This window comes from Corynebacterium striatum ATCC 6940, assembly GCF_000159135.1.
Classification (GTDB): Bacteria; Actinomycetota; Actinomycetes; order Mycobacteriales; family Mycobacteriaceae; genus Corynebacterium; species Corynebacterium striatum.
Map to the genome: position 1 here is coordinate 329,075 of NZ_GG667520.1, position 13,838 is coordinate 342,912.

A 13,838-nucleotide genomic window follows, 5' to 3' on the forward strand; every position below is an offset into this window, starting at 1 on the left:
GGCGTGCGCGAGCTAACCAAGCTCCCGGTGTAGGCGCTCCGCGCCGCCGGGGTAGTTGCGCAGCCGCAGTCCAAGCCCTGCGGCGAGCTCGCCATAGCGCAGCGCGAACCCGGCGCTGCGGCTGCCAGAATTACAAATTACCCAGACGGTGCCGCCAGCCGGAGCATCTAAAGAGCCCAGCGCCTCGCGCACCTTCTCATCGCCAGCGGTGCCTGCAGCAATCGTGTGAAAAGGCAGAGCGCGGTGGCGCAAGTTCGCCGGCAGCGAGCTATAAAGCAGTGCGGACGGGTCGCGGATGTCGAGGAAGCACTCCGCCGTTTCGCCAGCGCTAGCAGCAACGCCAGCGCTAGCAGCAACGCTGGCGCTAGCAGCAACGCTGGCGTTGGAATTGAGCTCGGCATGAGCTCCCAGTGAGGTGCATAGTGCGCGCCCGGGATCGGCGCTGACGCGGAAGCTGCGCAGACTAGCTGGGTACGCGGTGTAGCTGGATACCTGGCCCACGGTGGTGTCGATTCCGGTGAACCAGCCAATCGCGGCGGTGGCCATCAGCCCGCCGATGACGGAGGTGGTAGCTCCCAGAACACCGGCGCTGGCGCAATCGGGAAGGGTATCGGCAGTGGGAGCGGCAGGGAAGAGGTCGCGCAAACCGCAGCCGCGGCCATCCGGGGTCTCAGTGCCTGAATGCCATAGTGCTACGTCGCCGCGAAAACCCAAGACGGTGCCCCAGACCAGCGGAGTCGAGGTTGCCTCGCAGGCGTCGGCGATGAGGTACTTCGTGTCGAAGGTATCTGTGCCGTCGATGATGAGGTCTGTGTCCTGACACAGATGCAGTGCATTGTCTGCGCTAAATCGGGCGACTTTCGCCTCGATGTGTATCTCTGGCTGTAGCTCGCGGGCGCGCCGGGCGGCGACCGCGGCCTTGGGCTGGCCCACGTCATCCACGCCGAAGAGCACCTGGCGGTGGATATTGCTCAGCGCTACCTCGTCATCGTCGATGAGCGTAATGTGCCCGATACCCGCGGCGGCCAGCTGCTGCAGGACCGGGCAGCCCAATCCGCCCGCGCCCACGATGAGCACGTGCGCGCGGTTAAGCGCAACCTGCGCATCCTGGCCGATTAGCACCTGTTGGCGCGCGGTGCGGGCAGACTCGAGTTCGCTAAGGCCCACTAGAGCACCTCATTGGCCCAGCTGGCAAGGCCTTCAAAGGTTGAAGAGGCTTGGGCATGCTCGCGGCGCGGGATGCGTCCTGCTTGGCGGGCATAGTGCCCGGCGGCCACCGCATGACGCATAGCGTGGGCCATGGCCACGGGGTCTTGGCAGCGGTTGATAGCGCTGGCCAGCAGAACCCCGTCACAGCCTAGCTCCATCGCGAGGGCGGCGTCGGAGGCGGTGCCGATGCCGGCGTCGACAAGCACGGGCACACTGGCGCGCGCGGCGATGAGCTCGATGTTGTGGGGATTTAAGATACCCAGCCCCGTGCCGATCGGCGCGCCCAGCGGCATCACGGCGGAAGCGCCCGCATCCTCCAAGCGCAGCGCCGCCACTGGGTCATCGCTGGTATAGGCCAAGACCGTAAACCCCTCTGCCACGAGGAGCTCGGTGGCGTCGATGGTTTCTACGACATCGGGAAGCAGCGTGTGTTCATCCGCGATGACTTCTACCTTGACCCAATTGGTGCCTAGCGCCTCGCGTGCCAGCTGCGCCGTGAGCACGGCATCGCGCGCGGTGCGGCAGCCCGCGGTATTCGGCAGCGGCTCGATGTTAAGCCGGCGCAGCAAGTCAAAGACGCTCTCGCCACCTGCCTGCGCGCTGTGGCGGCGCATCGCCACGGTGGTCAGCTGCGTGCCGGAGGCTACCAGCGCTTTTTCCAGCGCGTCCTGGCTGCTTGCGCCTCCTGTGCCCATGATGAGCCGGGATTCAAAGCTCTTATCCGCGATTGTCAGCACTTTACTAGCCTCCCTGGATTGCAGTAAGAACATCGATGACCGCGCTTTCTTCGAGGCGGGTGTCTTCCCACGCCGAGCGCGGAACCACCGCGCCATTTATGGCCACCGCAGTGCCCGCTTCTGGTGCATTGACCTCGGCAATCAGTGCTGCCACTGTTGCTGCGGTGGTATCCATCTTCTGCCCGTTGTAGGTGATTGTCATCGTGTTCCTTATACCTGTCTTGATATAGCTGTCTGTACTTCGGCTCTAGCGCGCAAAGCGCAGCGGGTCACAGGCCGAAAGGTCGATGCTGGGGTCCTCGCCGAGGACGAGCTCGCGCGTACACCGTGCGCCGAAGGCGGCCAGCAGGATGCCATGGCGGAAATACCCAGTGGAGACAATGAGCCTGTCACTCACGCGCCCCAAGTAGGGAAGATCATCAGGCGTGCCCGGGCGGGCGCCGGTGGTGGCTTCTAGGAACTCGCAATCCTCGATGCCCGGCAGCACCCGGATGGCATCGCGCAGCAAGTCATAGACACCGCCGGCCAGCGGGGCATGGAGGCTATCCTCGCGGCTGGTCGCGCCCACGGCGATGGTTCCGTCGCCGCGTGGAATCAGATAGATAGGGCGGTCTTCCACGAATCCGCGCACCACGCGGTTTAGTAGCGGGCGGCGTTGCTCTGGCACACGTAGGCGCAGGATGTCGCCATAGACTGGGCGCAGCGGTTGCGACCATCCGCTAAGACCATTCGCCCCCAGTCCGGCGGCCAGCACCACCTGGTCTGCGGCGAAGGTACCTTCTTCGGTGTGTACCATTCCGCCGTCGACTCCATCGTCGATGTGTGTGACCTTTGTGCGGTGAAAGCGCACGCCTAAGTTTTCCGCGGCGTCATATAGCGCGAGCGCCCATTGCCGGGGGAAGACCTGCGTATCCCCAGGAATTGAGACGGCGCCGGCCAGGCGTGGGCTCAGCCCCGGTTCGAGGGAGCGCGCCTGCCGCACGGTGATGCGCTCGACCTGCATGCCGTGCGCATTCTGGTAGTCCATGAGCTCTGACAAATGCTGGGAATCGGCGCGGTCCGCGGCTACCACGAGCGTGCCTTCGTCGCGGTAGCCGGTATCGAGGTCGCTGTGCTTGGCGACGGCCGCGATAAGCTCCGGATACCACTTGCCTGAGGCCTGCATCAGCGGAAAGAGCGGGTCTTGTTGATAGACCACCTCCGCGGCGGGAGCCAGCATGCCGCCGGCATGGTGCGTGGCGCCGGATGCCGGCGCTGGGTCGAAGACATCGACATTGATCCCTGACTGCGCCATCTCTACTGCGGTGGCAAGGCCGATGACCCCGGCGCCGACGATGGCAACGCTTGAGCTGGCAGTGCTCATGCGCGACCTTTCTCGAATTCGCTCAGGAGACGCTCGCAGTAGGCAGCCGGGTCCGGGGCATTCATGATTCCGCGCACTACGGCCAGGCCGTCGACGCCGGTTGCAGCGAGCTCGGCGGCATCGTCCGCGGTGACGTCGCCGATGGCGACTACGGGCAGCTGCGAGGCGGCGACGATCTCTGGGTAGCCCTGGAGCCCCAGCGGGGTGCGCCCGGAATCCTTCGTCGGGGTAGCGCGGAAGGGACCGCAGCCGACGTAGTCGAGGACGTCCGCGTACTGGTTCGCGTCCCTAATTAACTCAAGCGTTCCCGTGGTCAGGCCAATTATGGCATCGGGGCCGAGCAGCTCACGCGCGGCACGTGGGCAGAGATCGTCCTGGCCGATGTGCACGCCGTGTACGGGCGCGCCCGCGCAACGCAGAGCTAGGGCGACGTCGACGCGGTCGTCGATAAGCACGTGCGCGCGCGGATTTACCTCGTGCACCGTCTCGGCCACGCGGGCGCCCAAATCATAGAGCGCGCGGGCAGAAATAGGCTTTGAGCGCACCTGGACCACGCCCGCGCCGCCACGCACGGCGGCCGCGGCAATCTCCGGTGTCATATTGGTGCCGGTGACGAAGTAACAACGCAGATCAAGCACGGCCGGCTGGCTCCTTGTCTGCCGTTTGATAGAGCTGGGAGCCTTGCGCCTTGAACTCTGCCGACATCATTGCCTCGCCCGCCTTGGCATCGACAGGGAAGCTCGGCATGCCCAGGGAATCTGAGAAAGTATCGCGAATATCCTGGCTAATCCGCATGGAGCAGAACTTCGGGCCGCACATCGAGCAGAAGTGCGCGGTCTTGGCGGGCTCAGCCGGCAGGGTCTCGTCGTGGTATTCCTGTGCGGTTTCCGGGTCGAGCGAAAGCGCGAACTGATCGTGCCACCGGAACTCGAAGCGGGCCTTGCTCATCGCGTCATCCCACGCCCGCGCGCCGGGGTGGCCCTTTGCTACGTCGGCGGCATGCGCGGCGAGCTTGTAGGTGATGACACCGGTCTTGACGTCGTCGCGGTTGGGAAGGCCCAGGTGCTCCTTCGGGGTGACGTAGCACAGCATCGCGGTGCCGCCCATGGCGATGTGTGCGGCGCCGATGGCGGAGGTGATGTGGTCGTAACCAGGCGCGATGTCGGTGACCAAGGGGCCGAGCGTGTAGAACGGGGCGTCGGAAGCCCAGTCCTGCTCCAACTCGTTGTTCTCCTGGATCATGTTCAGCGGAACGTGGCCGGGGCCCTCCACCATGACCTGCACGTCGTACTCCCAGGCACGGCGGGTGAGCTCGCCGATGGTCTTGAGCTCAGCGAACTGCGCGGTGTCGTTGGCATCGGCCAGGCTGCCAGGGCGCAGGCCATCGCCCAAGGAGAAAGCGACGTCGTATTGCGCAAAAATCTCGCATAGCTCGTCGAAGTTCTCGTAGAGGAAGGACTCCTTGTGGTGAGCCAAGCACCAGCCCGCCATGATGGAACCGCCGCGGGAGACAATTCCGGTGACGCGCTTGGTGGTCAACGGGATAAATGGGAGCAGAACGCCGGCGTGGATGGTCATGTAGTCCACGCCCTGCTCACACTGCTCGATGACGGTATCGCGGAAGATCTCCCAGGTAAGGTCTTCGGCCACGCCGTTTACCTTCTCCAGCGCCTGGTAGATGGGCACGGTGCCAATTGGCACAGGGGAGTTGCGCAGAATCCACTCGCGGGTGGTGTGGATGTCATCGCCGGTGGAAAGATCCATCACGGTATCGGCTCCCCAGCGGGTGGCCCAGCGCAGTTTGGACACTTCTTCTGCGATAGAAGAAGTCACGGCGGAGTTGCCGATGTTGGCGTTGATCTTGGTCAAGAACTTTCGGCCGATGATCATCGGCTCGGACTCAGGGTGGTTGATGTTATTCGGGATAATCGCACGTCCGCGGGCGACCTCGGCGCGCACGAACTCGGGATCGCAGTGCTCGCGCAGCGCCACGAACTTCATTTCCTTGGTGATGATTCCCTGGCGTGCATAGTGCATCTGGGTGACTCGCTTGCCCGGCTTGGCGCGCAAAGGAGTGCGCTTTTGCCCGCGCCATTCCTGGGAGGCAGCGCCGCGGCGCTGCGCGGACTTGCCGTCGTCGGCCAGATTGCGTTCGCGGCCGGCGTACTCCTCAACGTCGTCGCGCTGCGCGATCCACTCGCTGCGCAGACCCGGCAGGCCCACCTCCGGCTCGCACTCGGGGCCGCGGGTGCGGTAGACGCGGAAAGGTTCGTTGGGCCCCGTCGGGGAATCATCTAGAGCGATCTCGGTCTCCGGAACTTCCAGTCCGTTTGCGCGGATAGGGGAGTAAGAATGCTTGGGGTGGATCTCATTAGGGGTAGCCGTCATGGCGCCTTCCTCTCTTCCTTCGCTGGTGCTAACCAGACAGGTTCAAACGGTCTAGGTGCGGTATCTGCGCCTATCTCAGCCCACTTCTTCATGGGCACCCGTGGGGTACTTGCATTACACACCATAAGCCCTGTGATGCGCGTCTGTCTTGGAATTGCAAGAATTTGCTGTTCGCGCGGTGGGTATGGAAGAATCCTCTTGTTCTATGTAACAGGCACGAACCGGTCAGCTTCTTCAAGGTTGAAGGGGCGCTAGGGTCCTCTGTCTTAAACTGAAAAGGAAAAACAATGGCTAACCTCATTGATAAGGTAGATGCAGCACAGCTGCGCGACGATGTCCCAGACTTCCGCCCAGGCGATACCCTCGACGTAAACGTCAAGGTCATCGAGGGTAAGACCCAGCGTGTTCAGCTCTTTAAGGGCGTTTGCATCCGCCGTCAGGGCGCTGGCATCCGTGAGACCTTCACCGTCCGTAAGGTCTCCTTCGGTATCGGCGTTGAGCGTACCTTCCCGGTTCACTCCCCGAACATCGAGTCCATCCAGGTTGTACGCCGCGGCCGCGTCCGCCGTGCAAAGCTGTACTACCTGCGCGACCTGCGCGGCAAGAAGGCTCGCATCAAGGAGCGCCGCTAATTTTAGGCGTTCAGGCCTCCTCCTTCGCTTCGGCGAAAGGGAGGCCTTTTCTTATGTCCTCTCGCTGCGATTGCAAGGAATCCGCTGATAAGAGTTGGATGGGAACAGCAGCTTGGTGCTCGGTGTGGTGCGGGAGTTGAGAGGTTTTGTTGCTAGGATTTAGCGCGTGAATAACGAGAAGGAATTCGAAAATCAAAACAGTGATAATTCTGCTTGGCCAGGTAACTCCGGTGCAAACGAAGAAGTCACTGGCCGCCGGGTCGCTGCCGAGAAGGTCACGCCGGTAGAGAAAGACTCTGACAAGGGCGAGAAGAAAGAGATGCCCTGGATTCTGGAAACGCTCCTCGTTATCGTGTGTGTGCTTGCGGTCGTCGGTTTGGTACAGACCTTCATTGGCCGCCAATATGTCATTCCTTCTGGTTCTATGGAACCAACCCTCCACGGCTGCGATGGCTGCACCAATGACCGCATCTTCACCGAGAAGATTTCTTACTACGGCGACAAGGGCCCAGAGCCTGGCGACGTCGTGGTCTTTGAGGGCACCGAAGACTGGAACCGTAACTACGTGTCCCCGCGCTCGAACAATAGCGTGATCCACGCAATCCAGGACGCACTAAGCTATGTGTCTTTGACCCCGCCAGATGAGAACACTCTGGTCAAGCGTGTCATTGCTACTGGTGGCCAGACCGTTTCCTGCCAGGAAGGTGATCCAGCAGTCATGGTTGACGGTAAGCCCATCAAGCAGGACTATGTCATGGATCCGCCAACGTACCCTGTGGATAAAACCACCGGTTCCGAGGCATGCGGTGGCGCATACTTTGGCCCAATCACCGTTCCAGAAGGCAACATTTGGGTCATGGGTGACAACCGCACTGCCTCCGCGGATTCCCGCTACCACATGCAAGATCGGTACCATGGCACGATTCCCGTAGAAAACGTTCGCGGCAAGGTCATGTTTGTGCTGTTCCCGTTTAGCCGCATCGGTGGGATCGATGACCCAGACATCCAAGCCTAGGGGGTCTGGGGCTAACAGTCCCCGCATTCGTGCTGCAAAGCCGCGGCGGGCGGAGGAAGAGCGCGTCCGTATGCGCGATTTGCTGCCCACGGTTGTGGCGGTGTTCGTGTTCTTGGCTCTGACGCAGACTTTCGTGGGCCGGATGTATCTCATTCCCTCGGCCTCCATGGAACCCACGTTGCATGGCTGTGCGGGGTGTAAGAATGACCGCATTGTGGTCCAAAAGCTCAGCTACTACTTCTCCGATCCACGCCCTGGCGATGTCGTGGTCTTTGCCGGTGAGGATTCCTGGAACGCCTCTTTCCAGGTTCAGCGCTCCGACAACGTGTTGGTACGCGGGCTGGAAAATGCAGGTGCCGCAATCGGCTTGCTGCCCAACGGTGAGAACATTTTGGTCAAACGCGTCATAGCCACAGAAGGCCAGACGGTGTCCTGCGAAGCAGGGGATCCCGCCGTCATGGTCGATGGTTTACCCATCGACCAGTCCTACTTGAAAACACCCGCCGAAATGCCCGTCGATGAAGCCGTAGGCTCGGATGCTTGCGGCGGTGCTTACTTTGGTCCCGTGACCGTCCCGGAAGGCAACATTTGGGTCATGGGAGACAATCGCACTAACTCGCTCGACTCGCGTGCGCATTTGGGCGATCATCTGCAGGGCACCATCCCCGTGGACAACGTCCGTGGCAAGGTAGAAGCCGTTGTTCTTCCTATTCCGCGTGCTCACCTGGTCGATGACCCTGACATTCAAAATGCGGCGTCTTAAACAACAACGCACCTACGAGGTGGCGCTGAGCAAGGCAGGTTTGGGTCCTGTCGCCGGCGTTGATGAGGCTGGGCGCGGAGCCTGCTGCGGGCCGATTACTATTGCCGCCTGCATCCTCCCTGACAAAATCATCCCGGAGCTCGACAAGCTGACGGACTCCAAAAAGCTCAGCCCGGCCACGCGCGAAAGACTCTTTCCCATTATCAAGGACAAGGCTGTGGCCTGGTCCGTGGTGCATATTGACGCCCGGGACATCGACAAGCGCGGCATCCAGCACGCCAACGTTTCAGGGATGCGGCGGGCGGTAGCGCGGCTTGATGTTCGCCCGCATTACGTGCTTAGCGACGCCCTGAAAGTTCCCGGCATGCCTGCACCCCAGCTGCCGATTATTGGTGGTGATGCGGCAGCGCGCTGCATTGCCGCGGCGAGCGTGCTGGCCAAAGTCTCCCGCGACCACATCATGGATGAACTCGACGTGGCCTACCCAGGCTATGGATTGGCGGGGCACAAGGGATACGGCACCGCGGCGCATCAGGCTGCGATTGTGAAATTAGGCGCAACCCCAGAGCACCGGATGGGTTATGCCAACGTGGCGAACGCTCATGCGGAATTTCTCGCGCGCGCCTGAATCTGATTACGAAGTTTCCGCGTTAAGCTGATTCACGTTGACCCTGACATTGGAGGAAAGCTAGTGAGCGCAGAGGAACTCGACAACTACGAGGCAGAAGTAGAACTCTCCCTCTACCGTGAATATCGGGACGTCGTCAGCCAGTTCTCCTACGTGGTGGAGACCGAGCGTCGTTTCTACCTCGCCAATGCAGTGGAGCTTATTCCGCATACTTCGGGTCCTGACGTCTACTACGAAGTACGCATGTCCGATGCCTGGGTATGGGACATGTACCGTTCCGCGCGATTCGTGCGCTACGTTCGCGTGATCACCTACAAAGACGTCAACATCGAAGAGCTGGACAAGCCAGACTTCGTCCTGCCGGAGTAGAAGCCTCCGCGGAGCGGCCACACCTCCGCCAGAAATTCGCCCTAAAGCCGCGCCCCATGCGGGATTTCTTCATCCATCGCGATGAGTTATCCACAAAAGGGGCGCTGTGCGCGTTTTGGGGCTAGCGCGTTTTGTCCTCTCTCGGCTGAACTGGCGTGTGCAGGTGTGCTGCATGGACCGGATTCGGGGGAGAGAAAATGTACGGAAAAATGAATAAACGGCACTCGCTGGGCAAGCGGGGCGAGGCTTATGCGGCTTTGTTCTATCGCCAGCGCGGTGCGGAGATTATCGCAGCGAACGTCAACTACGCCGTGGGGGAAATCGACCTCATCGTGCGGGAGGATGACACGTACGTCTTTGTCGAGGTCAAGACCCGGGCATCGGATGCTTACGGGGTGGCCGAGGCGGTGACTGCGCGCAAGTTGGCGCGCATGCGCAAGGCGGCGTTGCGGTGGCTTGAGGGAAAGCCGCGGTGTTATGTGCGCTTCGACGTGCTGGCACTGGTGGATCAGGGCGCTGAGTTCGAGGTCACGCACTATGAGGGGGTCGAAGATGGCGCTCGGTAGATGCATGACCACGGCTTTGGAGGGCGTGATTGCGCACGTGGTCACGGTGGAGGCCAACGTGGGGGCCGGGCTGCCCGGCGTGCACGTGGTGGGCCTGGCGGATACGGCCATTTCGGAGTCGCGCGACCGCATTCGCACTGCGGTGGTTAACTCGCGGCTGCCGTGGGCAAAGACGCGCGTGGTGGTTTCGATGTCGCCTGCGGCGCTACCGAAGTCAGGTGCGCACTTCGATTTGCCCATGGCCTTGGCGATTCTGGCGGCGCAGATGCCGCCCTCGGAGCGCCTGGAGCGTGCGTTGGTGTTGGGGGAGTTGGGCCTGGACGGCAGCGTGCGCCCAGTCTCTGGAATCATCCCAGCCTTGTTGGCGGCGCGCTCACAAGGTTTCGAGACGCTGGTGATCCCGCCAGGTAACGCGGCTGAAGCTACGCTGGTGCCCGATATGGATGTGGTGGTCGCGGCCACGCTGACCGATGCTTTTGCATGGGCCTGTGGTGGGCGCGATCTGCCGAGTGCTCGAGCGGTAGATGCCCCTGCGCATACGCTTGGTGACGCTCCCGACTACTGCGACATCGCCGGGCAACGGGAGGCCAAGTGGGCAGCCGAAGTCGCTGCGGCCGGTGGCCATCACCTGATGTTGGTGGGCCCACCTGGCTCGGGCAAGTCGATGATTGCGGCGCGGCTGCCGTCTATCTTGCCGGCGTTGAGCACTGATCAGTGCGTGGAGGCGACAGCCATCCATTCGCTCGCGGGAACACCCGGTGCGGTCGTCGTGCGCGCGCCGTTTATCGCGCCGCATTCCTCGGTAACGCGTGCGGCCTTGCTGGGGGGCGGTTCGGGCAATCCCCGTCCTGGTGCCGTGAGTCTGGCGCATCACGGAGTGTTGTTCCTCGACGAGGCGAGTGAGGTCTCTGCACGGGTGCTCGATGGCCTGCGTGCGCCGCTGGAAGAGGGGCACGTCCGGATTGCTCGTGCACGCAGGGAGATTACGTTCCCGGCGCGCTTCCAGCTGGTGCTGGCGGCGAACCCTTGCAGGTGTGCTGTGGAGGATGCTTCGAAGTGCACGTGCCGGTCGTTGGACAGACGCAACTATCTGAGCAATCTCTCTGGGCCATTGCGGGATCGCCTCGACATGGTGGTCAACGTTTCGGGCCAAGCCGCAACCCTGAGCGCGGAAGGTGAAGAAGACTCCGCCACGATTGCGCAGCGGGTGGCGCAGGCGCGCCAGCGGGCAGCTGCCCGCTGGCGTGACGACGAGCTGCCGGTGTTCAATAACGGTGCTGTTCCAGCCTCCTATCTGCGGCGACACCGCCCAGCTACGGAAACTGCCATGGCGATGCTTGCAGCGTATTTGGCAGACGGGGAGTTGAGCCAGCGCGGTGTGGACCGCGTGCTGCGCTTGGCATGGACCCTGGCGGATCTGGACGCAAGCCCGCAACCGGACATCGACCACGTGGGCAGAGCGCTCGAGCTGCGCGGCGTCGGTGTATTGGAAAGGCTGGCGGCATGAGCGAGCTGAACTTATCGACACCTCTGCACACCTGGGTTTATCTCAACCGTGTGGTGGAGGGCCCATCCCGCACGTTGCACGGATTGCTTTCGCAGTACCCAGCAGAGGAGATTGCGCACGGAATCTACAACGCGGCCGACTGGATTGGACCGTTGAAGACTGAAACTGCCGGGAGGCGGGATTGGCTGCGGCAAGAAGAGGACATTGCCACGGCAGAAGTCGTAGGAGCACGCCTTATCACCCCGGAGGACGCGGAGTGGCCGGAGGAGGAATTCACTCGGGCCTTTGGTTTCTATCATCAGGGGTTCTCCGATGCGCCGTCTACATTCGATAGTCAGGCTTTCCCACCTCATGCGTTGTGGGTGCGCGGAGCCAATGTGCGCCAGACGGTGGCTCAGTCCGTTGCGCTGGTGGGAACGCGGGCTATAAGCCGCTATGGCTGGGAGGTCTCGCGCATGCTGGCAACGGGATTGGCGCGCCATCAGTGGACTACGGTGTCGGGCGGCGCGCTGGGAGTAGACACGGCTATCCACGAGGCGACGCTGGAGCACAACGGGCTCACCGTGGCCGTGGCGCCATGCGGCATCGACCGGGCCTATCCCGCACGTAACGGCAAACTCTTTGATCAGATAACGCGCAGCGGTTGCCTCATCTCTGAATTCGCGCTGGGCACTACACCGCAGCGGCACCGTTTCTTGACGCGCAACCGCTTGGTTGCGGCGCTTTCTGCAGGCACTGTGGTGGTGGAGGCGGCCTTCCGTTCTGGGGCCTTGAACACGTTGAACTGGGCGGAGTCGATGGGCCGTGTGGCCATGGCTGTCCCCGGCCCGGTTACGACTTCGGGGTCGTTGGGTTGCCACATGCGGATTCAGGATCAGCGCGCGCAACTGGTCACCTCGGTCGATGAAATCCGCGGATTACTTGGAACTGTGGGAGGCGTGGACGCTGCTGGGCAGTATGAGCTCGACTTCGCTCCTGACAAAGTGCAGCAGCTTTCCCGGAATGAGCTCAAGGTTTATGACTCGACTCCGCCTTTGGACGAGGAAGGCGTGAGCGCAGAAGACATCGCGGCGGAGGCAGGAATGCGTGTGGCTCTGACGGTGCACCTGTTGGTGGCTTTGCAGAAGCTTGGCCTCGTGGTGCGCGAGGGAAAGCGTTGGAGACGCAGCGAGTGATGCTGGAGTACACTGCTGTGACATGAGTAAGCGAGTAGAGGAGCCCACGGGGCAACTGGCCGAGGCAATCGAGGATTTTGCCGAACATCAGTTGTTAGTCCGTGGGCGCTCTGCTGCAACGGTCAAGGGCTACCGCTCGGACCTGCGCGATCTCGCGCGTAGCGTACCGGACTTCGCAAGCTTTGACCTGAATGCTCTGCGCGCCTGGCTAGGCGAAGCGGTTGCACAGGGCAAGTCGCGAGCTACCCTCGCGCGCCGAACTGCTGCCGCCCGAGCGTTCTCCACCTGGGCGGTGCGCGAAGGCCATCTGCAGGCTGATGTGGCAGCGCGACTCGTTAGCCCGAAGGTGGGCAAACATCTTCCCAAGGTTCTTGCTGCAACCGAGGCTGGTGAGCTTGTAGGCAACGCTGCCTCGCACGACGAGGTTCATTTCCTACGTGACAGCGCTATGCTCGAGCTCCTCTATGCCACCGGCATGCGCGTTGCGGAACTGGTGGGCCTTGATGTCGGTGACCTTGATCTGCACCGCCGGACCGCACTGGTCACGGGTAAGGGAAACAAGCAGCGCGTCGTACCCTTTGGCGACGCGGCGTCTGATGCGCTTGCGACCTGGATTGAAAAGGGGCGTCTACAACTAGCCGGCGACACTGATGCGGTGTTCGTCGGGACTCGCGGCGGGCGTATCGACCAGCGGCAGGTCCGCCGCGTGGTAGAAAAGGCTGCGCAGATCACCGGCGCTACTGGCCTTACCCCGCACGGGCTGCGCCATACTGCCGCAACGCATCTGCTTGAAGGTGGTGCGGATTTGAGGGTGGTCCAGGAGCTGCTGGGGCATTCCTCTCTGCAGACCACACAGGTCTACACCCACGTATCAGCGAAGCGGCTCAAGGACGCCTACTCCCGCGCCCATCCACGGGCTTGAGCCGGATGACCGGGGCGTCGAGAAGCGAAAGCGGATCGATGTAGGTCTTTTCCACGCCGTCGATAAGCGCGCCCCAATGCAAACCCGGCTTACCGTCAACAGGTGGGGCTAGCCTCCCAATGATTTGGCCCTCGAGTACGTGATCGCCCTTGTTGACGTGCGCGAATACCGGTTGATACGTCGTCCGTACACCATCCGCATGGGAGATCGAGACTACCGGTTTGCCGGCCACCTTGCCCACGAAATAGACCGTGCCTTCGCCTGCGGCCAGTACCTCGCCGCCGATGGGTAGATCCAAATCCACACCTCGGTGACCGGCGCTCCATTTCTCCTTCGGTGGATTAAACCCCTCCAGAACCCGGCTGGGGGTTGGACTGCCAGTAGTGGGGTCCACGTAGGCGAAGGCTATTGGCATGGCGGATAGAGCAACGCACCAGAGCGTGAGAATGCCAGCAATGAGCGGGACTTTGGGCAAGCGAAACATTTTCATGATGGCAGTATGGAGGCGCCGCTTGCAGTGTTGGAAGAACGAGAAATCTCGCTGTGAATAAAGTGCGACGCGAG

Annotated in this window: 16 protein-coding genes and 1 riboswitch; of the genes, 9 read left to right on the forward strand and 7 right to left on the reverse strand. The window is 62.1% G+C overall.

The features are described 5' to 3' along the window. Positions 1-12: 12 nt before the first annotated feature. The 6 genes from HMPREF0308_RS03790 to thiC all read right to left on the reverse strand — a co-directional run bounded on the left by HMPREF0308_RS03790 (position 13) and on the right by thiC (position 5,697). On the reverse strand, positions 13-1,167 hold the full coding sequence (locus tag HMPREF0308_RS03790; RefSeq protein ID WP_005528878.1) for a ThiF family adenylyltransferase: 1,155 nt from the start codon (positions 1,165-1,167) through the stop codon (positions 13-15). After that, entirely contained in the window at positions 1,167-1,946 is a 780-nt protein-coding gene (locus tag HMPREF0308_RS03795) for a thiazole synthase (protein ID WP_034656818.1), read from the reverse strand. The genes HMPREF0308_RS03790 and HMPREF0308_RS03795 overlap by 1 nt, the downstream gene beginning before the upstream one ends. A gap of 4 nt (positions 1,947-1,950) precedes the next feature. Further along, complete coding sequence (gene thiS, locus HMPREF0308_RS03800; protein ID WP_005528881.1) at positions 1,951-2,148, reverse strand: sulfur carrier protein ThiS; 198 nt, start codon at positions 2,146-2,148, stop codon at positions 1,951-1,953. A 45-nt stretch (positions 2,149-2,193) separates the two neighbouring features. Further along, positions 2,194-3,309 (reverse strand): glycine oxidase ThiO, encoded by a 1,116-nt coding sequence (gene thiO / locus HMPREF0308_RS03805; protein WP_005528883.1) that lies wholly within the window; start codon positions 3,307-3,309, stop codon positions 2,194-2,196. Then, positions 3,306-3,947 (reverse strand): thiamine phosphate synthase, encoded by a 642-nt coding sequence (locus tag HMPREF0308_RS03810; protein WP_005528885.1) that lies wholly within the window; start codon positions 3,945-3,947, stop codon positions 3,306-3,308. The genes thiO and HMPREF0308_RS03810 overlap by 4 nt, the downstream gene beginning before the upstream one ends. Continuing rightward, a complete protein-coding gene (thiC, locus tag HMPREF0308_RS03815; protein WP_005528887.1) occupies positions 3,940-5,697 on the reverse strand; it encodes a phosphomethylpyrimidine synthase ThiC in 1,758 nt (585 codons plus the stop codon). The genes HMPREF0308_RS03810 and thiC overlap by 8 nt, the downstream gene beginning before the upstream one ends. Beyond that, positions 5,694-5,809, reverse strand: a riboswitch (TPP riboswitch). (Overlaps the previous gene by 4 nt.) Positions 5,810-5,984: 175 nt before the next feature. Here thiC and rplS point away from each other — a divergent pair. The 9 genes from rplS (at position 5,985) to HMPREF0308_RS03860 (ending at position 13,274) form a co-directional block, all read left to right on the forward strand. Further along, on the forward strand, positions 5,985-6,329 hold the full coding sequence (gene rplS / locus HMPREF0308_RS03820; RefSeq protein ID WP_005528888.1) for a 50S ribosomal protein L19: 345 nt from the start codon (positions 5,985-5,987) through the stop codon (positions 6,327-6,329). A 319-nt stretch (positions 6,330-6,648) separates the two neighbouring features. Next, on the forward strand, positions 6,649-7,344 hold the full coding sequence (lepB, locus tag HMPREF0308_RS03825; RefSeq protein WP_046645404.1) for a signal peptidase I: 696 nt from the start codon (positions 6,649-6,651) through the stop codon (positions 7,342-7,344). 70 nt (positions 7,345-7,414) lie between these two features. Continuing rightward, positions 7,415-8,107, forward strand: coding sequence for a signal peptidase I (gene lepB, locus HMPREF0308_RS03830; protein ID WP_005528894.1), 693 nt, complete (start codon positions 7,415-7,417; stop codon positions 8,105-8,107). Beyond that, complete coding sequence (locus HMPREF0308_RS03835; protein ID WP_005528896.1) at positions 8,094-8,735, forward strand: ribonuclease HII; 642 nt, start codon at positions 8,094-8,096, stop codon at positions 8,733-8,735. The genes lepB (HMPREF0308_RS03830) and HMPREF0308_RS03835 overlap by 14 nt, the downstream gene beginning before the upstream one ends. 63 nt (positions 8,736-8,798) lie before the next feature. Then, positions 8,799-9,104, forward strand: coding sequence for a DUF2469 domain-containing protein (locus HMPREF0308_RS03840; protein ID WP_005528899.1), 306 nt, complete (start codon positions 8,799-8,801; stop codon positions 9,102-9,104). Positions 9,105-9,301: 197 nt separating this feature from the next. Then, positions 9,302-9,670, forward strand: coding sequence for a YraN family protein (locus HMPREF0308_RS03845; protein WP_005528901.1), 369 nt, complete (start codon positions 9,302-9,304; stop codon positions 9,668-9,670). Further along, a complete protein-coding gene (locus HMPREF0308_RS03850) occupies positions 9,657-11,177 on the forward strand; it encodes a YifB family Mg chelatase-like AAA ATPase (RefSeq protein ID WP_005528903.1) in 1,521 nt (506 codons plus the stop codon). Before HMPREF0308_RS03845 ends, HMPREF0308_RS03850 begins: the two co-directional genes overlap by 14 nt. Continuing rightward, positions 11,174-12,352 (forward strand): DNA-processing protein DprA, encoded by a 1,179-nt coding sequence (gene dprA, locus HMPREF0308_RS03855; protein ID WP_005528904.1) that lies wholly within the window; start codon positions 11,174-11,176, stop codon positions 12,350-12,352. The genes HMPREF0308_RS03850 and dprA overlap by 4 nt, the downstream gene beginning before the upstream one ends. A 22-nt stretch (positions 12,353-12,374) precedes the next feature. Beyond that, positions 12,375-13,274, forward strand: a complete 900-nt coding sequence (locus HMPREF0308_RS03860) for a tyrosine recombinase XerC (RefSeq protein WP_005528905.1) — start codon at positions 12,375-12,377, stop codon at positions 13,272-13,274. On the opposite strand, the gene HMPREF0308_RS03865 is transcribed toward HMPREF0308_RS03860, so the two are convergent. Next, entirely contained in the window at positions 13,237-13,764 is a 528-nt protein-coding gene (locus HMPREF0308_RS03865; protein ID WP_005528907.1) for a M23 family metallopeptidase, read from the reverse strand. The two genes, HMPREF0308_RS03860 and HMPREF0308_RS03865, sit on opposite strands and share 38 nt — an antisense overlap. Positions 13,765-13,838 lie beyond the last annotated feature (74 nt).